We start from the raw sequence: 21,203 nt of genomic DNA on the forward strand, positions 1-21,203 counted from the left end.
TTTTGGTGAACTGGTGTGAGATCACCGTGAGCCGTCCTGATGGTAAGGTGACTTACAAAAACTCGTTTGCCACCAATCACATTCTGACCCACGAAAACGTGGCAGAACTTGTTTTAGCAGGGCGAACACGCTGGAAGGTGGAGAACGAGAATAACAACACCCTCAAGACCAAAGGCTACAACTTAGAACACAATTTCGGGCACGGAAAGCAGCATCTCTCCTCGTTCCTAGCGACCCTGAACATCTTGTCTCTGCTGTTCCACACGTTGCTAGAGTTGCTCGATCAGAAGTACCAACTGCTGCGCTCACACTTGCCCACGCGCAAGACCTTTTTTGATGATTTGCGGGCGTTGACCCGCTACCTGTATTTCGACAGTTGGGATCACTTGCTCACCTTCATGCTCGAAGGATTAGAGCTAGACATCTCACCCAATACCAGTTAAATTGCCATACTGAGAATTGCTGAGATAAAGGCCAATCGTTACGCGAGACTAGACCGCCCTTACGCTTTTTTACGAATTATTTAGGATCGCTATAGTTCTACCACTTTCGTAGGCAACCGACTTCAGCCGACTCCGAACCCGTAAGGCACAAGCGATATGATTGCGCTGAATGCGGGCTGTGCGACCCTGGCAAGCTTCGCCTCGGGTGAGCTGCTTCAACTCACGGTGAAACTCCACCCTGCGGGAAGCAAGCTACAACCCTCCACCGCACATCGCACTCATCTTGTACGGCATCAGTGGAAGCTTGAGACAAGTCGTTGGTCGCGACATAGTCCGTCCTGTGGGTGGACACAGTGACTCGGAACAGTTTCACCTTTTTGTCTTTCGGGAAGCCGCGAATCTGGATGAGCTTGCCTTCTGCAAGTCCTGAGCACTCCAGGTCAGTTCGTCAACCCGCTGATAATACTGCGTACCTCCGCTATCATCCACGCGCCGATTCGTCTTAAGGGGACAGTCGTAAACCTTCTGGAGTTGGTCAACCTGTGCCATCACCTTTTGCGTGGCATACCAACTGTCCATCAATACCGTCGCGAAGAAGAGCTGTTTGCTGTAGACGGCTCCATCAAGCATAGACTGCCACATGATCAAGCTTGCTTTGTCCATCTCCCTCTGGGTCGTACAAGCGGTAATCAACCACCCAGAACTGGCCGGTTTCACCATTGACGTAGACGCAGCTAATCAAGCCAATCCCCCGAATGACACGGTGTTCATTGCCGCTGTATTGTCGCCTCACGAGGTCAATCGACGTTGAATAACGCTTATCGAGGACCGTATCATCAAATAGAACGTAGGCATTGTTGCTGCGTTGCTGCAACGTTTTGACATTGTCCCATAACAGACGAGGGGTCAGCTTTTCGCTGCGTAAATAGCGATTGATCCGGTCATAACTGATGCCGTCGAGGTGATCAGCCAAGTTCGTCATCGTGTAGTTAATCGGACTGCTCAGTAAGTACTGGCAGTAATCCCCTTTGGTGAAGCTCATGCCTCTAGTTTATGTCTGTCTCTGCGTAAGTCCTGTGCTTCTTAGACCTCACAAAGCTCCACATTTCATCCATCATCTCAGTTTCATCGACTCTCACAACCATCACAGGTTTCCACTGTTCTCAATTTGCTCTAACAACGGTTGATTGCTCTGTTTAAGAGAACGATCTTTTTTTAATTTTTCAATCACTGTAGTTGGACTAATGTTGAGCACTCGTGCGGTATCTCGAATGCCACTGTCATTAACCGCCATGTCACTAATCTTCTATTTGACCTCCGGCAGATATCCTTGGCAGGAGTATTGCAAGATAAAAGTAGAACGTGAACAATTAGTGTTTCCGCACTTGTATCGTTGTTTTCCTTCTGTTGATTTTCCGTGTTTGACAATGTTGGTGCGATTACAGCTTGGACAGTGAACAGGCTCTAAAACCATGGATAGCATCGGAATTAGTCTTTATTCATTTTGGCTCAAATCCACAGGTCTAAAACACTACCCAAAGTTTGCGCTGGTCGCCCTGGGACTGGGTCTACCATACTCAAGGCCAAGCCTTTTATGCTGAGGTAGAAGACCTTCTAGAAAGTACTTGGTCTGAAGCAGATTGCCGATACCTTCTAGAAGCTCAAAAGGTGTTTCAGGTTTGCCGTGAAGCTTTAGCACAGCTCGATCGCCAAGCCGTTTTTGACACTGGTAACGTGCGTGAAGCTCTCCTACTCAATTTGTTCAAGAACGACCAAACTCAGGCACAACTCTTACAAGAAGCCCGCTACCTGAACAGCTCAAAAGCTTGCGATCGCTTTGCTGTGGAATTGCACCAAGGCCAAACTGTGTTTTTCCAAAAAGCTCGTTAGACAAAACTAGGCAAAAGCGGAAGTGCCGAAATCAGGAGGAACATCCTGCCAGCGGCCTTGGCCCACAGCTCGGAGCGCTTCTTTCAAATCTACGTCTCCGGTGTAAATCGCTCGACCAACGATCGCCCCTGTGACCCCGGAGGGTTCTAGCCCCAGTAAGCTCAGTAAATCGGTGACAGAGCTGACTCCACCCGACGCAATGACTGGGATGGCGATCGCGGTGGCTAATTCTCGGAGTGCGTCTAGATTGGGGCCTTGCAGTGTGCCGTCGCGGTGAATATCGGTGTAGATAATTGCGGCTGCGCCGAGTTGGGCCATACGTTGCGCTAACTCGGTGGCTAATACTTCCGAGGTTTCCAGCCAACCGCGTGTGGCTACCTTGCCGTTGCGGGCATCAATCCCCACCACAATCTGACCGGGAAATTCTTGGCAGAGTTCGGCCACTAAATCCGGTTGCTCCACGGCCACAGTGCCCAAAATAGCCCGTTGCACGCCTGTAGCCAGCAGATTAGCCACACTCTGGCGATCGCGCAAACCACCCCCGACTTGGACTGGCACATCTACCGCTCGCACAATCGCTTCAATCACTGGCAAATTCACCGGATGTCCAGCTTTAGCACCATCTAAATCCACCAAGTGCAATCGAGGTGCGCCTTGTTCCACCCACTGCCGCGCGACTGCCACCGGATTTTCATCAAACACTTGTGATTGGGCGTAGTCACCCTGGTACAACCGGACACAGCGACCTTCTAGCAGATCAATAGCTGGAATCACATCCATGACTTCACTATCCCTTACCCGTAAACACCAAACTTGCTCTAACTCAGGTTTGCGATCGCGCTACCCAGTTCTCATTGAAGCAGGTTTGTTCTCATTCAGGAGCGAGGCCACAGACTCCAAGCCACGACCTGAGTCTCGATTTGCGGCTAAGAATTCAACAAGTGCTTCCAATACACCAACTCACTCAGTTCATCTCATCCAACTCTTGCCCTGGCAACGTCACCCTAAAAATGACTTGATTTACTCGATTTTCAACTTTAATCTCGCCATTGAGCAGTGCTACCAGCTTCTCGACTAAAGCTAGACCCAAACCTGTGCCTCCCTGTTTCCAAGGGTCATGGCTGGGGACTCGATAGAACTTCTCAAAGATGTGAGCTAAGGCAGGCTCAGGAATTTCACAACCAGAGTTTTGAATCGTGAGTTCGATTTGATCTGACTTCTCAAATCTAGAAGCTAAAGCGATCGCCCTTGCGCTAACGACGATCTCGCCTCCCATTGGGGTATATTTGCAAGCGTTATTCAGCAGTTCTGCCACAATGCGCTCTAAACCGTTCTCCATTGAGAGCAAGGGTGGGAGATCCGCCGGGATGTCTAGCTGCAAATTTTGTTGGCGTTCTTTAGCTCGTTCTTGAAAGGGTTCCAAGATAGAGGGGAGCCAGTCTTGTAGCCGCAAACTTTCTAACTCTACCGAGACAGCACCCGCTTCCAACCGCTGAAAGTCTAGTAGATCGTTGATGAGTTCGATTTCGCGATCGCACTCTTTGCTCAAGATTTGCATGTAGCGATCGCGTTGCTCTGCATGTTTGGCCACCTTCAACATCTGAATTGCCATTTTGATGTTGGTCATGGGGGTGCGCAGTTCATGAGAGACGGTGGACAAAAAATCATCCTTAGTTCGGTTTGCCATTTCGGCCTCAGACCGAGCGGCTTGCTCCTGAGCCGCAGCGGCTTCGGCAATATAGCGAGCTTGAGAATTGCATAAAGCAGCAGCTGTAAAGTCTGCCAGGCTGGTCATGACTCGCACATCTTCGGCATCAAAGTGGCGGTGCTCATCATGGGAAACAATCCAAATCGTGCCTAAAGGTTGCCCTTGAGCTAGCAGCGGAATCACTAATCCTTCAACAATGGTTGGTTTAGCTTGCTGAAAGTAGGTGAAATATTGTTCAGGATAGGAATATAACTGGGGCGCACCTCGATCTATACAAGTGCCGCAAGGGCTAAAGTGATGAGGAGTTGACCCTTGCTCGTAAGCCGCTAAGCCTCATGCCAAACATGCCCAACGAAAAATAACTTCCCCAGTCTCGGTGGTCTCGAGCAAACTCACCCCTGCTGTTCCGGCGTGGCAAAGCTTCAGAGCTATTTGAACCAGTTGTCTCAGCATAGTGGCAGGCTGGTTCACCATTTGTCTAGCTAAGCTGTGGAGAGCCGCATTCTCTGCCTGAAAGTTCGGCAATCTGGAGACTGGCCCCAACAACCTGTGCGTGATCAGAATATCTTCTAAGACAATTTGCTTCGAGGACAAGGAAGTCATAACGCACTGAATTGAAAGGGCAAAGAGATTTTGAGGTGAGGTTCCCCTTCAACTTCAGTTTGCCCTACCGATAGAGTGGCCCAACCTAATTGATAAAGGTCTTATCTTTCTCGGCTGGCTTTCGTAGCTTTTATTCAGATGGGGCGAGTTCTCCTAGAATTTTGAATTTGATGTGATTGATCGATAAATCTCCCAGAGAAATGTCGTGGGATTCGCTAATTGGCGCACCTTGAACTCTGACGTTTTCAAACGAAACGCCTTTCGCCATTTCAGCGTGATACCAAGCCAAGCCCATAAAGAAACGAGTTGGGTAGGGGCCGCGATCGACCACATCATCTGGGTTGGATTCCATTGGTAACCAGCCAAATCCTGGGATGTAGAACTCAATCCAAACGTGATTGAAATCAGGTTCTAAAGGGACAAATTGACGCTCAGCATAAGGTGGGCACTTGTAGCGACCCACAGTGCGGCAGGCAATTCCATTCAGGCGAGCTAAAGCTAAAATCAGGCCGACATATTCCCCACAGGAACCAATGCCCCGCTCTAGCACAACATCGGGAGTGTCGATATGCGGTTTGATGCCATAGGAGAGGCGATCGTAAACATAATTACGAATCTTCAAAACCCGGCGCAACAGATTGGTTTCTGTGCCAACTGCGGCTTGGGCAGCCCAACGAATGGGAGCTTTATCCATTGCCAACTCATCATCATCCACTAAGTAGCGAGCCTGAAACTCCGGCGACAACGCTGGGGCATTCTCTACTTCACGCGGAGCAAGCTGATACTTGATACTCCAGACTTCTAAAAGCGCCTTCCAGCCCAATAATCGCCGCTCTCCAGGCTTCAACGCAGCAAACTTAAAGACTGCGACTCGTTGCCCATCGTGCAGTTCTTCTGTAAACGGCACCCCAATCGGTTCCACCTGCCTGACCTTTTGCCGATTAGTTTCCGCAGGCAGTGCAATCCGCCACTCCACGTTCTCTAAATGCACTTCCTCTAGAGGTTGCAGTTCCTCTACATAGGACATTTCAATCAAGTAGCCATTGGAGAGGGCATAGCGCTCGTCTTCGTAATAGTGAAAGTGCAACGGATGGATAAACGTGCGATCGCGAATGGCGAGTTCATGGGACGGATCAGCATTGGGGTTGTCGCGAATGTAGGGTTCTTCCCCCGCATAAGCGACATAAAGAATATCTTGGCCCGTGACAGGATGACGGTGAAAAGCCAAACCTGTGGGTTGATCGAAGGGGGTTAGGACACTAAAGCGGATTTCCCCAGTGCCGCGATCGAGACAGTAAACAGTTTGCTCAATGCGATCGCTGACCCAGAGTTCTTCGTCCCGCACCGTCAGGTGTTCGCTACCGACCCCCGGCGTAGGAAATCGGGTGATTTGTCGAGCTGTAGCCGCCTCAAAAATCACGATGTAACCGAGTTTTTGAGAACTCACATAAACAGTGGATTGCCAAACCGCCACGCCATCAATCTGGTAGGGCAAAGTGACAAAGTGCTGCGGTGTCAGATCGCTCAGGGTGCAATAGTAAACGCTACTGCCTCGTGTAAACCAAAGTTTGTCCCCTTGAACCGCTAAACCCGTCGCATCTAAAAAGTCTGCCGTGTGATGTGCGTTTAGAATCTGCGTGTCGCCATTGGTCACAGTGACTTGGAGCAGATATCCCCGAACTGTATCCACTGCCAGCAAAGTGTCTTCCCAAAAACTTAACCCCTGGAGGGCATAAGTGCCAAAGGGACGAATGGTACTTAACCAAGGGTCGAGTGGTCCAATTGCAGCAGTCAATGGTTGGAGAGAAGGGGGCGGTTCAAGCGGCATAGTTGCAGGTTTTCCAGCAATGGCCTCCTCATAATAAACAAAAGCCCTCCGGGCTGATCGTATCCCAGCCATACTCTCTGGACAGAATTTTGATCTCGTACTCCAGATACTTGTGTCCCAGTGGCCCACCAGCGGAGCATTTATCTTCAAGGTATGGTTGGCAATTTATGAATCAACGCGCACTATTACTAGTCAATCGGCAGGCTCGGCGGGGCCAGGAGGCTCTCACTCAAGCGATCGCTCACTTGCAAGGTTGGGGTCTAGATTTACTAGAAGAATCAACCGCTGACCCTCAGCAGCTACCTGATTTGATTCGTAGCTACCGCGATCGCGTTGATTTAGTCATTGTAGGTGGTGGGGACGGCACCATGAATGCCGTCACTGAAGGCTTGGTTGACACTCAGTTACCTCTGGGAATTTTGCCCTTAGGCACGGCTAATGACCTAGCCCGGACACTCTGCATCCCCACAGACTTAGCTCAGGCGTGCCAAATTATTGCCGAAGGTCGGGTGCAACGGATTGATCTAGGTTGGGTGAATGGCAAATATTTTTTCAACGTTGCCAGCCTTGGCCTGAGCGTCCAAATCACTCAGCAGATGACCAAAGAAGTAAAGCGTCGTTGGGGTGTGTTTGCTTACTTAACGACTGCCCTTCGGGTCGTAAGGCAATCTCGCCCCTTTAGGGCCGAAATCCGTTGTCGGGGAGAATCTATCCCAGTAAAAACCGTACAAATTGCCGTGGGAAATGGTCGCTATTACGGTGGGGGCATGACTGTGGTGGAAGATGCCGCGATCGATGATAATCGGCTCGATTTGTATAGCTTAGAGATTCAAAATTGGTGGCAGATTATTCCCCTATTACCCGCCATGCGAGGCGGGCAGCACATTAAGTCGTCTAAGGTCCGGGCATTAGCTGGAAAAGAATTTGAAGTGCATACTCGCAGACCCCGTCCGATTAATACCGATGGCGAAATTACTACTTACACACCAGCTACTTTTCGAGTCGTTCCCAAGGCGCTATCAGTTTTGGTTCCCAACTCCCCGACTCCGACAAGTTAAACCAGGAACGCGATTCTGTAGTTTGAGCGGCTAGGCGATCGCCGGAGAGCAATTCTGGCAGCTCAAGCGCTGACCAATTGAGGGGTTGATCTTGCAAGGTGAGTTCTGGCATGCCTAAACCATAACCTTGACCAAAATCGACTCCCAGTTCCCGACAAAATTCTATATCTGCAATATCTTCTAGACCTTCAGCTAAAACTAAAATTCCCAGTTCGTGGGCCGAGTGGAGAAAGCTCTTGATTAGCACTTGCTGGAGGGCATGTTGGCTACAGCCATGCACCAGTTGGCGATCGAGCTTAATTAAGTCAGGATAAAAGCCCGTAAAGTAGTGGTCAAACGAAACATTGCCGCACAAATCATCCACGGCAATGCCAAATCCTTGCTCGCGAATCCAAGGAACGAGTTCGCTCAACTCTGGGCAGTCCAGTAGAGCTTCTACTTCTGTTAATTCAAATACAATTTGCTGGGGTCGTAAGCCTAAGTCAAAAACTTGCTGAAAGTTCTGGGCTAAAGCTTGAGGGTTCTGAATAATAGCGTTCGGTAAAACGTTAATAAAAAAGGTTTGTTCAGTATTAAAGCTGGCGATCGCTTCTAAACAAGTTTTACGCGCTAGTTCATCAAACTCATGCACACATCGACTAGAAAGTGCAGCATCTACCAACTGCTTACCACTAAAAGCCGCTCCATTTTTACCAGTCGCTCTCGCTAAACACTCGTGCGCAATCACATTTCCAGAAGACAAGTTAAAAACAGGTTGATATTTGAAGAATAAAGTTTGATTAATTAGAACTTCAAAAAACCAACTGTATTTAATCGATGCCGTCAATGCACTGAGGGGTTGAGCATGGAGAAATTCAATCAGTAATCCTTCCGAGTTCAGGGGCGATCGCGTAAAGAAACAACGAGAAAGCAGTTGGCTCTCATCGGATACAGTCTGGCCAATTTGCAAGCAAACTTCGATCAACTGTTGATCGGTAACGGCTAAATAAAGCAGTTGAGGAATATTAGGAAGATTTTGAAACCCTAAGCCATGCAGGCACTGCTTCACCTCTGGGTTATGAGGTTGAATAATCAGTTTAAAGGAATTGGAGAGCACCGAGGTATCAATAGGGGACACAAACAAGGAACCTTTTTCTATCGCTGCTTAAATTTTAAGTAAAGGCGTTTCATTAAGGAATGATGAAGTAGCTGAATAATATCCCGCAAAATGCTGAGTCTGCCTGTGCAATCAAGACAAATTTATTACTTAACATATCAGCTCATGTCTTACTGCTCAGCTAATTAATTGAATGCCCTGTTACTTTAAAACTTAAGCGGAAATTATCTTTCCTGGATTCAGAGCTTAGTAATTATTTACTGGCAATTTATTCGATTCCTGTATCTTTCTATACTCTTTTTATACCTATGTTTTCCCCATGTTAGGGCTGGATGCTTTTAGACAAGGATTGGGCTGAGGATTAAAATTATTAAATTGGCATCAAAAGATTTACTTATCAAAAATTTGAATGTTGGGACGAGCCGAGTTACTCCAAGCTCAACCAATTCCCGATCGCTCAGGGTTTCGTGGCAAACACAGAGCTAGAACTGGAACAAGCTCAAAGTCGCTCAGATTGCGGTTACAACAGCCTAGGAGCAGATGGAAACCAAATTTAAGCACTATGATTAAGTGCTGTAGGCGTTGTTTTATTTCCCGTGACTCTATCCATGGCTTCAGATTCACCGCCAGACTCTGTTGTGGCTTGGCATACCCTAGAGGCTGAGAAAGCTCTAGAGGTTCTTCAAAGCGATCGCGAATCTGGCTTAACGACTCAACAGGTGACAGAGCGCTTAGCACAGTACGGCCCCAACGAGCTAGTTGAGTCTGCGGGCCGCAGTACCTTAGCCATCCTGTGGGATCAGTTCAAGAACATCATGTTGTTGATGCTGATGGGTGTTGCGGTCGTCTCTGCCATTTTGGATTTGCGTTCTGGTAGTTTCCCTAAAGACGCGATCGCCATTACCTCGATCGTTGTTTTGAACGCTATCTTGGGCTACGTGCAAGAAAGCCGGGCTGAAAAGGCTTTGGCTGCTCTCAAAAGTTTGGCCTCCCCTAGGGTTCGGGCGATCCGTGACGGCAAAATTGTTGAAGTCAGCTCAAAAGAGTTGGTTCCAGGCGACGTCATGCTGCTGGAAGCAGGGGTTCAGGTGTCTGCGGATGGTCGCCTCATAGAAGCATCAAATCTGCAAGTCCGAGAATCGGCTTTGACTGGGGAAGCTCAGCCAGCAACTAAGCACGCAGAAACTCACTTGCAGGAAGAAACACCTTTGGGCGATCGCCTCAACTTGGTCTTCCAGGGCACTGAGGTCGTCCAGGGGCGGGCTACGGTGCTAGTTACGAATACTGGCATGAAGACTGAGCTGGGCCACATTGCCACCATGCTTCAGTCTGTCGAGGCGCAGGAAACGCCTTTGCAAGAGCGCATGACCCAATTGGGGAACGTCCTTGTAGGGGGTTCGCTCGTTCTAGTGGCTTTAGTCGTCATTGGTGGCGTTATACGAACTGGAAACTTTAGCACCTTTGAGGAATTACTAGAAGTTTCTTTGAGTATGGCTGTTGCGGTGGTTCCCGAAGGCTTGCCTGCGGTGATCACGGTGACGTTGGCCCTGGGGACGCAGCGCATGGTTCGTCGGCAAGCGCTGATTCGTAAATTGCCTGCTGTGGAAACCCTTGGTTCTGTCACCACCATCTGTTCCGATAAAACCGGAACGCTGACTCAAAACAAGATGGTCGTGCAACTCGTCGATACTGAGCGTCATACTTTCCGGGTTTCTGGCAACGGTTACGATCCAGTCGGCGAGTTTCAGCTAGAGCAACAAGCTGTTTCCCCAGAGCAATACTTAGAGCTACAAACTTTATTAATTGCTTGTATTCTTTGCAACGACGCGACCTTGCAGTATGAGAAAGACCAATGGGTCATTTTTGGTGATCCCACCGAAGGAGCGTTGCTCACTTTAGGTGCGAAGGCAGGTGTTGACAAAGCAACTTGGGCTCGTAAACTGCCACGAGTTTCCGAGTTTCCTTTCTCGTCTGAGCGCAAGCGCATGAGCGTAATTTGCGAAGCGAGTGATTACCGACCCATTACAGCCACAGCGGCAGACCCAATTCAATATCTGATGTTCACCAAGGGGTCTCCAGAGTTGATTTTGGAACGCTGCACCCATATGCAGGTGGGCGATCGATTAGAGCCGTTAAACGCAGAACAGCGAGCCGAAGTGCTAGACCAGAACAACCAAATGGCAGGTCGGGGTCTGCGCGTTCTAGGGTTTGCTTACAAACCCCTGGCAACTTTGCCTGCCGAAGGCTCCGATGAAGCCACCGAAAAAGGATTAATTTGGCTCGGTTTAGTAGGGATGCTGGACGCACCTAGACCAGAAGCCAAAGAAGCTGTCGCTCGTTGCCGCGCCGCAGGTATCCGTGTGGTAATGATTACAGGTGACCACCAACTAACCGCCCAGACCATTGCCCAAGAGCTAGGAATTGCCCAACCAGGCGATCGCGTCGTCAGTGGTCAAGAACTCGATCGCATGAGTCTACAAGAACTCGAAGATCAAGTCGATCAAGTCAGCGTCTATGCCCGCGTTTCACCGGAGCACAAACTACAGATTGTGCAAGCCTTAAAACGTCGAGGTAGAGTCGTCGCCATGACGGGAGACGGAGTCAACGATGCTCCAGCCCTAAAGCAAGCCGATATTGGGATTGCGATGGGAATTACGGGTACTGACGTCAGCAAAGAAGCCAGTGACATGGTGCTGCTTGATGACAACTTTGCCACCATCGTCGCCGCGACCGAGGAAGGCCGCACCGTCTATACCAACATCCGCCGCTTCATCAAGTACATTCTAGGCAGCAACATTGGTGAAGTACTCACCATTGCGGCAGCTCCCTTGATTGGTCTAGGAGGGGTTCCCCTTTCGCCGCTCCAAATCTTGTGGATGAACTTGGTGACGGATGGTTTACCCGCCTTGGCCCTTGCGGTTGAACCCCCAGAACCCAACGTCATGAATCGGCCTCCCCACGATCCCCAAGAGAGCATTTTTGCGCGGGGTTTGGGTTCCTACATGATCCGAGTGGGCATTGTTTTTGCTGTTCTAACCATTGCCCTGATGACTTGGGCCTACGGTTACACTCACGCACCTGGATACGATCGCTCACCTGATACTTGGAAAACGATGGTATTTACCACCCTTTGCCTTGCGCAGATGGGCCATGCGATCGCCATCCGCTCCAATGTGCGTTTGACCATTGAGCTTAACCCCTTCTCAAATCCTTATCTCCTAGGAGCTGTAACGCTGACAACGATTCTGCAACTACTGCTAATCTATGTCCCACCGCTCCAAAACTTCTTTGGAACTCATCCGCTAAGTTCGCTAGAGCTTGCCATTTGCTTTGGCTTTAGTGCTTTGATGTTCACTTGGATCGAGCTAGAAAAGCTATTTCTCCGTTGGCAGTCGGCTCGACGCGGCTAAACGCCCAGGCCAATTGCTATCCAATTGCTAAAAGTCTAATGGCTCAACTAGCTGGCTAGGGTGGTCTTGGGTCGGCAAAACCCAACTCACACCACTCCACAAATCTAATAGAGTGCAGTAGTAGGGGTGTGCTAAGGTGCGCCCCTACAATAATTTTGAGCGATCGCTTCCTCTTAGCTCATCGCCTATTGCCGACCGCTGACCGTGACTTATGTATCTCAAAAGTCTTCATCTGCGCCACTTTCGCAACTATTTGGATCAGCGGGTGGATTTCTCTGCTCCCAAAACTATCTTGGTCGGCAACAATGCCCAAGGTAAATCCAACTTGTTGGAAGCAGTTGAGCTACTGGCAACTCTGCGATCGCACCGCGCTGGCCGCGATCGGGACTTGGTGCTAGAAGGAGAGACGATTGGTCAAGTTGCCGCCCTGCTGGAGCGGGACACTGGCCCCATTGACCTTACCCTCACCCTAAGAAGTAATGGTCGCCGCACCGTAGCGCTGAACAGCGAACCTTTACGTCGCCAGCTCGATTTTCTGGGCGTTCTCAATGCCGTAGAATTCTCCAGCTTGGATTTAGATTTAGTCCGGGGTGGACCGGAAAAGCGCCGAGCCTGGTTAGATGCCCTACTGACGCAATTAGAGCCGATCTACGCCCATATTTTGCAGCAATACAACCACATCTTGCGGCAACGCAACGCCCTGCTGAAGCAGCGGCAACAACGCACCCCAGAAGCCAGCTTATTTTCTCCGCCGCCAGAGTCTACAGAAGCGATCGATGAACCAGGAACCTTGGAGTTGTGGAATACGCAGCTTGCCGCCGCAGGGTCTCGCGTGATTCGCCGCCGGGCGCGGGTTTTGGAGCGGCTAGCTCCTTTAGCGGAGAAATGGCACCAAGAAATTAGTGGGAGTACCGAGGTGTTGCAAGTTAGATATGCACCGAATGTGGTGTTAACCGAGGACGACCCTGCTCAGGTGCAGCAAGCCTTTCTAGACAAAATCCAACAACGGGCGATCGCCGAACAGCACCAAGGCACTACCCTGGTTGGTCCACACCGCGACGAAGTGGAGTTCACCATTAACCAAACGCCTGCTCGTCAATATGGTTCTCAAGGTCAGCAACGCACGTTAGTTCTAGCCTTGAAGTTAGCAGAACTCAAACTAATTGAAGAGGTCGTGGGGGAGCCCCCTCTGCTGTTATTAGATGACGTTTTAGCTGAGTTAGACCTCAATCGGCAAAATCAATTACTCGATGCTATTCAAGATCGGTTTCAAACCTTAATTACCACCACTCATCTCGGCTCTTTCGATGCCCAATGGCTAAATTCTTCACAAATCTTGGCAGTACGAGCAGGGCAGATTTCGCCGATCTAATGCAGGTAATCCTGATGCATCTGCTTCCACTTCGTAATCGTAATTACAACCTCTGTTGGCTGACTTATCCCATTTTATGAGCACGTTTCTAAGTGATAAAAGCTGTCATGGAGAACCATGAAATTAATCAATTAGGGTCTTCGCTACGGCAAATTAAGCAAACCTCAATTCGCTCGGGTGAGGCTGGTGTGGTTCGGCTGTGGTATCAGGGCGGAGAACCTTACTTCGACATTTTTTTTGAGCTACAAGACGACCACCTCCGCTGGTTTCAATTTACCTTACGAGGCAAATCTCTCTCTTGGAGCCAAAGAGCCAAAAACGTTCAAACAGGCACAACTGACGAACCTCGAATCAACGACACTACTTACTACTCGGGTAGCAAATTGATCCAAACAAATCACACGGTTGATCAAAATTTTGTGCAGTTAGTTCGAGCTATTTTGCAAACGAGAGCAGATGAAGCTGTATTTCAGCAAGCGATCGCCCTGCTGGACAGCCAAGCCCAAACTTGACCATCCAATAACCTATGACTGCTTTATTCCAGATTATTCCAGCTTAAGGTTGCGTTAAGTACTGTGAGGAAATCTTCTCCGCCTTACCAGACGCGACTAATGCTTGGTAAATAAAAGCCGCAGCATCCGCCCGAGTTGCCTTTTCGTTAGGCTCTAAAACGTTTGGTCGCGGATGAGACACGGCTAAACCCGCTTGCGTTGCAGAGGCCACCGCACCCGTCGCATATTTAGGAATCTGCGCGGCATCTTGATAGGTTTGCAACACTTGGGTGGGGGCAGTAGAGCGAGGCAGTTCTAAGCCGCTTGCCAGAGCCACCAACGCTTGCACTCTCGGAATTTGTTGGGTGGGCTGAAAGATATTTTTGGGATAGCCTGCCAAAAAACCATTTCGAGACACTTCTTGAATCGCATCAGTGGCCCAAAAATCAGCAGCAACATCTTTGTAACTGACTGCTTGCTGTTTCGCTGGTTTATCGAAGGCTTTTTGCAGCATTGACGCATACTCTGCTCGCGTCACTGGAGCATCCGGGCGAAATGTACCATCCGGAAAACCGCTGATAATATCGCGCTGAACTAAAGCAGTAATAAAGGGATAAGCCCAATAATTTGCCTCAACGTCTGAGAAGCCCTCTGGCTCAGCGGTTGTTGGGGTGGGGCTGGGCGTTGGGGTAGCAGGTGCTCGGACCGCAAAGGGAACTGGCACTACATTAGGTTGGGCAGGCTCTGGTGCAGGTACGGTCGTTGGGACTGGCTGGTTGGGGGTTGGAGAGGGGGTCAATGCCCCTTCATCTGGGCTAGGGGATATCGTTGGCGTTGCAGTGGGTGTTGCAGATGGGGATGGAGTTGGGTCTAGAAGGCCGCCTAAGTTAAACCCTTGTCCTTCCCGGCCTAACGACCAAAACAAGATCCCGCCAATCACACTAAAGGCTAGAAAAATACCAATGAATTCATCAAATCCCAAGGGGTCTCTACGGGATGGCTGAGGATCAGGGGGCAACGAATTGGTCATCTTAACTCCAGCAACGCCAAATACGCGAAGTTTGGTTAGATTCTACGCCCAATTTATAACCCCGATCGCGCTAAGTGGCAATTAGCCACAAGTTAGAGAAAAAGTTGACCTAATTTCCCACAGACACCGAGCGAGAGGCGATCGCGAATTTTTCTACCTTGCTGGCGCTGTCACTTTCGTTCGCGGGGAGAGCGGGTTGAGTGGGAAAATGCTCGTCGAGAATGGTAGAAACAGTTTCCGGATGGATGCGGGTATAGCGAGTCTTGTCAGGCATCACAACCATGGTGGGGCCTGCCTTGCAATGCTTCATGCAGCCTGTCCCTTTAATGGTTACCTGATTGGTGAGGCCGCGATCGCCCAACTCCGACTCCAATGCCTGACACACCGCTCTGGCACCCCGCTTCATACAGTCTGATTTTTGGCAAACCAAAATTGTGGTTTTGCCTGGAGCAGGCGTTGCTTTTTTGGGGGCCGCTGGAGCCGCTTCACCCGGAACAGCGGGGTAAATGGCGTAGGCTTTGAGTTTGGCAAGTCCAGTTTTGGAGTCCAGCTTTTTCTCGCCAGCAACTCGGATCCAATCGCCTAGGTTTAACACCTTACCTTCAGCAATAAACGAGGCCACGACGCTAGCTCGTGACTCCTTAGAGAGCTTGATGCAAACCTCGCCTTCAGGGGTAGCCACTCGGATGCGCTTGAACTTGTAGCCATCTTCCATCTCAAAACCCAGAAAGCGCCCTTCCAAGCTGAATTCTAGAACTTGACCGAATTTGGACTTACTCATGATGACATCCCAAGGTTTGATAGGTTTACGTTTTTCTCAAAAGGGGTTATGCAAAGTGCAAGGCAGTGAATCGAATATAGATACGAGTTTTCTAAAGTTTAGTAAGTATGATTGCTTATTAAATCTGCACAAATATTGATTGGCGGAAGAATTTAGGCCTTAAGTTGCCAACACAGGTCTAACCAATCGATTAACTCACTACGAGCAGCAGTTAGATGCTGAATCACACTACGGAGTTGAACCGCTTCTCCCACCGTCTGGACTTCTACCGACAAGGTGCCATCTCCAGCACACCAACACTGAACTCCTAGCTCTTGCAACCGTTGGTAAACTTGCCAGCGATCGCACCGGGACACCGTAACTACTTGGCCGACGGGGGAGTTCAGACTAGATTGGTTCATAAGGTGTCTTCCTAAATGCAAGAGATTCTTAGTTGCAAGCGCCAGAGAAGCCGAACAAATTAAAAGAGGTGCTGCAAAGGAGTCGCAAGTAGACATTTAATGGCGTCTGCTTTTGAGTAAATACGGGTAGCAGCAGTGAAATTCCGTATTCCGATTAGGCGATCGCTAGCAGGTGATGAACTTAGATTGCCCACAGAGGAGCTAATGTGATTGATCAGTTTCGTTAATACATGGCTGGATTGGCTCACTGAGTCAGGGGCAAGACTCTAAATTATTGAGAATAATAGTCAATAATTTCGCTAAAAACAATATAACAAAAACTGTGTACTTGAAAACTCTTTTCATTAAGAATTCATCAGATCTGCTATCAAAGCCAGATTTGAGGCAAGCAAAAGCTGGGCAGTGAGGTCACTACCCGAGTTCTGCGATCGCTTGCAGAGACGCCTAGAGCGCTATCCCAGACTTGATCTGGAGCGTCAGCCCAGCTTTAGTGGGTCAGCTTTGGTGAGATAGATTAATGCTCAATGTCTAAATTCAATACGTAAGCGCCAAGCTGTACTTTTTCCGACCACAACTCATACTCAATCCGCAAATGGTGGGGTAGAGCCTGGCCCTCTAGCTTGAGACTGCGCGTGAAGTTGCGCAACCGCATCTGACCGCTACTGCTGAGCAAGTCACTTTGCAACCAATAACGGCTCAAGCCGTAAACGCCTTGCTCCCAGAAGTGGCGATAGCTAAAGCGACCGTTGCCCTGCATAGTCATGATGACGCGATAGGGCGAAATTTCTAGCCACAGCAACCGAGGCGCAGGAGTTGCTGCCAATGTTTCTTGATCCGAAATCCCCACGCCTGTGGTGCCAGCGTCTAGAGCTTCCAGATGGCCTTCTCGGTCTTGGAGCGTTGGTTCAGTTAGCAACAGGTGAAACCGTTCTTGGTCCTTCTGGTATAGAGTTGCAGCGGTATCAACCACAGACCAAATCGGCAGGTCTGTTGACACAAAAGATAAGCAAACAGGCTTGCGGTGATGCGTCAGCATGAAGTGTGAAGAGTGTGAGGAGGTGGCGATGTTTTCGGATAGCTACGAACAACTCAGCCTTAACATCTAAAGAAAGCGGTAGGATTACTACGCAGTTCTAGGTCAGTCTATCTCAATGCCAGCTCCGATCGTAACGTTGACAACCGCAGAAAATCAGCATCAGCTCACAATTGCCCAACCCACCGCAGGTCTTGCTTTGCAGGGCCGGGTTCAAATTCCGGGCGACAAATCCATTTCCCACCGAGCCCTGATGTTAGGAGCTTTGGCCGAGGGAGAAACGCAAATCCAAGGGCTGCTCCTAGGCGAAGATCCTTGCAGTACAGCGAGCTGCTTTCAGGCAATGGGAGCAAAAATTTCAGAGTTAAATACGGAGCTGGTGCGCGTGCAGGGGATTGGCTTAGGCAATCTGCAAGAGCCAGTGGATGTCTTGAATGCGGGGAACTCTGGCACTACTCTGCGGTTGATGCTAGGCATTTTGGCTTCTCATCCCGATCGCTTTTTTACCGTGACAGGCGATAGCTCTTTGCGATCGCGCCCCATGTCCCGCGTCGTCAAACCGCTACAACAAATGGGTGCCCAAATTTGGGGTCGTCAAGGAGGAGCTTTAGCGCCCTTGGCAGTGCAAGGACAAGCGCTTAAACCTACTCACTACCACTCGCCCATTGCCTCAGCTCAGGTCAAGTCTTGCATTCTACTAGCAGGACTCATGACTGAGGGCCAAACGACCGTTACCGAGCCTGCCCTCTCCCGCGACCACAGCGAACGCATGTTGCGGGCCTTTGGCGCTGAGTTGACGGTCGATCCAGAAACGAAGAGCGTCACGGTCACAGGCCCAGCACGGTTACAAGGACAAACCGTGATTGTTCCGGGTGATATTAGTTCTGCGGCATTTTGGCTAGTAGCAGGGGCGATCGTACCTGGTTCCGAGCTGTGGGTAGAGAACGTTGGGGTAAATCCCACCCGCACGGGAGTTCTAGATGCTCTGGAAATGATGGGAGCTGACATTACCTTAGAAAATCAACGAATTGTAGCGGGCGAACCGGTAGCTGATTTGCACGTCCGACATAGCATTCTGAAAGCTTGTGAAATCAAGGGAGATATCATTCCCCGCTTAATTGATGAAATCCCAATTTTGGCAGTAGCCGCCGCTTTTGCTCAAGGCACCACCGTAATTCGGGATGCAGAGGAGCTACGGGTAAAAGAGAGCGATCGCATTGCCGTCATGGCAGCCCAGCTTAACCGGATGGGGGCACAAGTCACGGAGTTGCCCGATGGGTTAGAAATTACGGGAGGTGCTGCCCTCCAGGGTGCGGAAGTGGATAGCCACACCGATCATCGAATTGCCATGAGTTTGGCGATCGCAGCTTTAAACGCTACGGGCACCACCACCATCCACCGAGCTGAAGCAGCCGCCATTTCCTACCCCAACTTCACCAGCACTTTGCAGCAGATCTGTCACCCCTTGTAGCGCTTAACTCGCTATTGAGATTTGGCAAAGTTAAGGCTTAGCAGCCACTCAGCGATCTAGTTTGCAACCGCAGCGATCGCTTTTTTGTCATGGCTTGGACATTTCAGGTTCAACTGCTAAAAGTCGGCACTCGTTAACTTAGGGGGCTAATAGCTTGCTTCCTCTATTCTTTGCCTGCCTTTAAATCTTGAGGAGCTTCAGGAATCAAGCTGCCTTGCCTTGAATACTAGGGGAAGCGGCTATCTTGGACTCAAATTTAGGTTTTACGCTAGCTCGTTCCCGCTAGTCAGGCAGAGTTGAATGAAGTCACCGAGCGAAAGCTGTGGTTTTCAAGCTGGAACAGAGGGGTAATTTTCCAGAAGTTGTAATTAAGCAAGGATTTTTTAATCGGATGCTAGATCACCGAGTTTCTAGCCAAGTTAGCAAATCAGCTCCAGCATATTCAACAACTACTAAATATTAACTAAATTTGATTTTCACATCAATTTCCGCATCAGAATAATAGCTATTAGTAACAGCTAGTAATCATAAAATTGGAAGTCCAAGGATCATGGACTTCGGTCTTGATGATGCTAAAGCAACACTTACGCATGATTTAGCTTTGATGGTTAGTTGGAGTTTTTAAAGCCATACTACGTAAGTACTCAGCAGCCAATCAGCACTTTCAGCCTCTGTATTGTTTAGGATGCAACTTCGGTTATCTACTGACATTATGTGAAAGGATTATGATGACGCCAAACCATAAATTTAATTCTTTTATAAGAAATAATTAGTTGAATCTACGGTTTTCACAAACCTAAATTTAGTCATCAGGATTCGTACTTATTCTGACAGTCGTCTAAAAACATCATGAAAAAAATTCTTGTAATTGAGGATGATCTCCCAGTTCGAGAAAACATCCTAGAACTATTAGAAGCCGAAGAGTTTGATGTCATTGGGGCAGAAAATGGTGCGGTAGGCGTGCAAATGGCTCGAAAACATCTACCAGACCTAATTCTTTGTGATGTGATGATGCCAGAGCTGGATGGTCATGGTGTGCTGGCCACTTTACGGACAGATCCCGCCACAGCTGCGATTCCTTTCATCTTCTTGACAGCCAAAGCTGACAAAACTGACTTTCGCCAAGGCATGAATTTGGGAGCCGATGACTATTTGACCAAACCTTGCACTGCGGATGAGCTGCTAGGGGCGATCGCAGCGCGCCTCCAAAAACAAGCTGCCGTCACCGAGCAGTACACCACCGCTTTGAATCAGGCGCAAGAACAGCTCAATCAGTTAATTCGGCATGATAGCTTAACGGGCTTACCCAACCGTTTAGCCCTGCGAGAGCGATTTACGGAGATTTTGGCTCAAGCGAGCCAAGCGAGCCATCTAGTCACCATTCTGCTGATCCATCTGAATCGGTTTAATCGCATCAATGACAGCATGGGTTATCAAGTGGGGGACTTGCTGATTCAAACAACGGCGGAGCGGATTGTTGCTTGTGTGCAACCCATAGACAGCGTCATTCGCCTCAATCCAGAGCAATTTATTGTGATTCTGTCTCACTCCGAGCAAAATCAGGCAGCGGCAGTGGCCCAGCTCGTCCTAGACCGCCTATCTATTCCCTTTGTCTTGGAAGGACAAGAAATTTTTATCACGACCAGCATCGGTATTACTACTCATAGCGACGCTGCTGACAATGTTGACCTGCTAATTAAGCAGGCTGATGCCGCCATGCAAACCGCGCAGAAACAGAGCGGCAACCACTATGAGTTTTATGCTTCTGGGATGACTGTCGGCTCTCTAAATCAGTTTCTGCTAGAAGCTAATTTGCGTCATGCCTTAGAGCGCTCAGAGTTTCAGGTTTACTACCAACCCAAGGTGAGCTTGGTCACGGGGGAAATTGTTGGAGCGGAAGCCTTAATTCGGTGGTTTTCTTCTAGTCAAGGCTTCGTCTCGCCCGTTGATTTTATTCCTTTAGCTGAAGAAACAGGATTGATTGTGCCGTTGGATGAATGGGTGATGACAACAGTTTGTACCCAAGCTAAGCAGTGGCAACTAGCCGATTTACCACCCCTCCAGGTTGCAGTCAACTTGTCAGGTTTGCAATTTCACCAAACTGACCTCACGGAACGGGTAACCCAAATTTTGCAAAGAACTGAGCTTGAGCCGCAGTACCTAGAGCTTGAGCTGACTGAAAGTGTCATTATGCAAAATACCGATGCCACCATTAAAAAATTGGATCAGCTAAAAACGCTGGGGATTCAAATTGCCATTGATGACTTTGGGACTGGCTATTCTTCCTTGAGCTATCTAAAGCAATTTTCCTTTGATACTCTCAAAATCGATCGCTGCTTTGTGCAAAATATTAGCTGTGATTCTAAAAATGCGGCCATTACCACTGCCATGATCCAGATGGCTCACGATCTTGACTTAAAAGTAATTGCAGAAGGCGTTGAGACCAACTCAGAGCTAGCTTTTTTACAGCAGCAAGCCTGTGATGAAATGCAAGGATATTTCTTTAGTCGGCCTGTTCCGGCTCCTGAGTTTGAGCAGTTACTCGTGACTGGTAAACGACTCGCTGATTAACGATTGGTATACCTGAG

Annotated in this window: 16 protein-coding genes and 4 pseudogenes; 8 read left to right on the forward strand and 12 right to left on the reverse strand. The window is 49.2% G+C overall.

Annotated features, from left to right (window positions below):
- Positions 1–443 (forward strand): annotated as a pseudogene (locus NDA01_RS23775) (ISNCY family transposase); the annotation flags it as partial.
- A 90-nt stretch (positions 444–533) separates the two neighbouring features.
- Here the strand turns inward: NDA01_RS23775 and NDA01_RS23780 are convergent.
- A pseudogene (locus NDA01_RS23780) lies at positions 534–1,485 on the reverse strand (IS701 family transposase); the annotation flags it as partial.
- Positions 1,486–1,510: 25 nt separating this feature from the next.
- Positions 1,511–1,917 (reverse strand): annotated as a pseudogene (locus tag NDA01_RS31970) (IS1/IS1595 family N-terminal zinc-binding domain-containing protein); the annotation flags it as partial.
- Between the two features lie 68 nt (positions 1,918–1,985).
- On the opposite strand from NDA01_RS31970, the gene NDA01_RS23795 reads away from it, so the two are divergent.
- Positions 1,986–2,333: a DUF4303 domain-containing protein gene (locus NDA01_RS23795; RefSeq protein ID WP_348229944.1), complete on the forward strand. Its 348-nt coding sequence runs from the start codon at positions 1,986–1,988 to the stop codon at positions 2,331–2,333.
- Positions 2,334–2,339: 6 nt separating this feature from the next.
- Here NDA01_RS23795 and hisA read toward each other — a convergent pair whose 3' ends face one another.
- The 5 genes and pseudogenes from hisA to NDA01_RS23820 form a co-directional block, all read right to left on the reverse strand.
- Positions 2,340–3,113 carry a 1-(5-phosphoribosyl)-5-[(5-phosphoribosylamino)methylideneamino]imidazole-4-carboxamide isomerase gene (gene hisA / locus NDA01_RS23800; protein WP_348229945.1) on the reverse strand — a complete coding sequence of 258 codons (774 nt, stop codon included), beginning with the start codon at positions 3,111–3,113 and terminating at the stop codon, positions 2,340–2,342.
- A gap of 184 nt (positions 3,114–3,297) precedes the next feature.
- Entirely contained in the window at positions 3,298–4,128 is an 831-nt protein-coding gene (locus NDA01_RS23805; protein ID WP_348229974.1) for a sensor histidine kinase, read from the reverse strand.
- Positions 4,105–4,329 (reverse strand): annotated as a pseudogene (locus NDA01_RS23810) (GAF domain-containing protein); the annotation flags it as partial. The gene NDA01_RS23805 and the pseudogene NDA01_RS23810, both read right to left, overlap by 24 nt.
- 45 nt (positions 4,330–4,374) lie before the next feature.
- Complete coding sequence (locus NDA01_RS23815) at positions 4,375–4,644, reverse strand: hypothetical protein (RefSeq protein WP_348229946.1); 270 nt, start codon at positions 4,642–4,644, stop codon at positions 4,375–4,377.
- Positions 4,645–4,774: 130 nt separating this feature from the next.
- On the reverse strand, positions 4,775–6,472 hold the full coding sequence (locus tag NDA01_RS23820; RefSeq protein ID WP_348229947.1) for a transglutaminase domain-containing protein: 1,698 nt from the start codon (positions 6,470–6,472) through the stop codon (positions 4,775–4,777).
- 167 nt (positions 6,473–6,639) lie between these two features.
- On the opposite strand from NDA01_RS23820, the gene NDA01_RS23825 reads away from it, so the two are divergent.
- Entirely contained in the window at positions 6,640–7,530 is an 891-nt protein-coding gene (locus tag NDA01_RS23825; protein WP_348229948.1) for a lipid kinase, read from the forward strand.
- On the opposite strand, the gene NDA01_RS23830 is transcribed toward NDA01_RS23825, so the two are convergent.
- Positions 7,463–8,647, reverse strand: coding sequence for an EAL domain-containing protein (locus NDA01_RS23830; RefSeq protein WP_348229949.1), 1,185 nt, complete (start codon positions 8,645–8,647; stop codon positions 7,463–7,465). The genes NDA01_RS23825 and NDA01_RS23830 overlap by 68 nt on opposite strands.
- 587 nt (positions 8,648–9,234) lie before the next feature.
- On the opposite strand from NDA01_RS23830, the gene NDA01_RS23835 reads away from it, so the two are divergent.
- From NDA01_RS23835 to NDA01_RS23845, 3 genes are all read left to right on the forward strand, one after another.
- Complete coding sequence (locus NDA01_RS23835; protein ID WP_348229950.1) at positions 9,235–12,036, forward strand: cation-translocating P-type ATPase; 2,802 nt, start codon at positions 9,235–9,237, stop codon at positions 12,034–12,036.
- Positions 12,037–12,247: 211 nt separating this feature from the next.
- Entirely contained in the window at positions 12,248–13,408 is a 1,161-nt protein-coding gene (gene recF / locus NDA01_RS23840; protein ID WP_348229951.1) for a DNA replication/repair protein RecF, read from the forward strand.
- Between the two features lie 107 nt (positions 13,409–13,515).
- The gene (locus NDA01_RS23845) at positions 13,516–13,920 is read left to right on the forward strand and encodes a hypothetical protein (protein WP_199299184.1); all 405 of its coding nucleotides are present in this window, start codon (positions 13,516–13,518) and stop codon (positions 13,918–13,920) included.
- Positions 13,921–13,963: 43 nt separating this feature from the next.
- Here NDA01_RS23845 and NDA01_RS23850 read toward each other — a convergent pair whose 3' ends face one another.
- The 4 genes from NDA01_RS23850 to NDA01_RS23865 form a co-directional block, all read right to left on the reverse strand.
- On the reverse strand, positions 13,964–14,929 hold the full coding sequence (locus NDA01_RS23850) for an S-layer homology domain-containing protein (protein WP_348229952.1): 966 nt from the start codon (positions 14,927–14,929) through the stop codon (positions 13,964–13,966).
- Between the two features lie 109 nt (positions 14,930–15,038).
- Complete coding sequence (locus NDA01_RS23855; RefSeq protein WP_348229953.1) at positions 15,039–15,710, reverse strand: (2Fe-2S) ferredoxin domain-containing protein; 672 nt, start codon at positions 15,708–15,710, stop codon at positions 15,039–15,041.
- 152 nt (positions 15,711–15,862) lie between these two features.
- Positions 15,863–16,111 (reverse strand): Asr1405/Asl0597 family protein, encoded by a 249-nt coding sequence (locus NDA01_RS23860; RefSeq protein WP_190439699.1) that lies wholly within the window; start codon positions 16,109–16,111, stop codon positions 15,863–15,865.
- A 514-nt stretch (positions 16,112–16,625) separates the two neighbouring features.
- Positions 16,626–17,147, reverse strand: a complete 522-nt coding sequence (locus NDA01_RS23865; protein WP_190439702.1) for a hypothetical protein — start codon at positions 17,145–17,147, stop codon at positions 16,626–16,628.
- Between the two features lie 115 nt (positions 17,148–17,262).
- On the opposite strand from NDA01_RS23865, the gene aroA reads away from it, so the two are divergent.
- Together aroA and NDA01_RS23875 are read left to right on the forward strand one after the other, a co-directional pair.
- Positions 17,263–18,615, forward strand: coding sequence for a 3-phosphoshikimate 1-carboxyvinyltransferase (gene aroA, locus NDA01_RS23870; protein ID WP_348229954.1), 1,353 nt, complete (start codon positions 17,263–17,265; stop codon positions 18,613–18,615).
- 849 nt (positions 18,616–19,464) lie between these two features.
- A complete protein-coding gene (locus tag NDA01_RS23875; RefSeq protein WP_348229955.1) occupies positions 19,465–21,186 on the forward strand; it encodes an EAL domain-containing response regulator in 1,722 nt (573 codons plus the stop codon).
- Positions 21,187–21,203: the final 17 nt, after the last annotated feature.

The sequence above is a fragment of the Trichocoleus desertorum AS-A10 genome (assembly GCF_039962155.1).
In the GTDB taxonomy this organism is placed as follows: domain Bacteria; phylum Cyanobacteriota; class Cyanobacteriia; order FACHB-46; family FACHB-46; genus Trichocoleus.

Bases quoted from the DNA above. Each gene is read 5' to 3' on its own strand.
- hisA (WP_348229945.1), bottom strand. From the start codon at position 3,113: ATGGATGTGATTCCAGCTATTGATCTGCTAGAAGGTCGCTGTGTCCGG.
- NDA01_RS23805 (WP_348229974.1), bottom strand. From the start codon at position 4,128: ATGACCAGCCTGGCAGACTTTACAGCTGCTGCTTTATGCAATTCTCAA.
- NDA01_RS23815 (WP_348229946.1), bottom strand. From the start codon at position 4,644: ATGACTTCCTTGTCCTCGAAGCAAATTGTCTTAGAAGATATTCTGATC.
- NDA01_RS23820 (WP_348229947.1), bottom strand. From the start codon at position 6,472: ATGCCGCTTGAACCGCCCCCTTCTCTCCAACCATTGACTGCTGCAATT.
- NDA01_RS23825 (WP_348229948.1), top strand. From the start codon at position 6,640: ATGAATCAACGCGCACTATTACTAGTCAATCGGCAGGCTCGGCGGGGC.
- NDA01_RS23835 (WP_348229950.1), top strand. From the start codon at position 9,235: ATGGCTTCAGATTCACCGCCAGACTCTGTTGTGGCTTGGCATACCCTA.
- recF (WP_348229951.1), top strand. From the start codon at position 12,248: ATGTATCTCAAAAGTCTTCATCTGCGCCACTTTCGCAACTATTTGGAT.
- NDA01_RS23845 (WP_199299184.1), top strand. From the start codon at position 13,516: ATGGAGAACCATGAAATTAATCAATTAGGGTCTTCGCTACGGCAAATT.
- NDA01_RS23850 (WP_348229952.1), bottom strand. From the start codon at position 14,929: ATGACCAATTCGTTGCCCCCTGATCCTCAGCCATCCCGTAGAGACCCC.
- NDA01_RS23855 (WP_348229953.1), bottom strand. From the start codon at position 15,710: ATGAGTAAGTCCAAATTCGGTCAAGTTCTAGAATTCAGCTTGGAAGGG.
- NDA01_RS23860 (WP_190439699.1), bottom strand. From the start codon at position 16,111: ATGAACCAATCTAGTCTGAACTCCCCCGTCGGCCAAGTAGTTACGGTG.
- NDA01_RS23865 (WP_190439702.1), bottom strand. From the start codon at position 17,147: ATGCTGACGCATCACCGCAAGCCTGTTTGCTTATCTTTTGTGTCAACA.
- aroA (WP_348229954.1), top strand. From the start codon at position 17,263: ATGCCAGCTCCGATCGTAACGTTGACAACCGCAGAAAATCAGCATCAG.
- NDA01_RS23875 (WP_348229955.1), top strand. From the start codon at position 19,465: ATGAAAAAAATTCTTGTAATTGAGGATGATCTCCCAGTTCGAGAAAAC.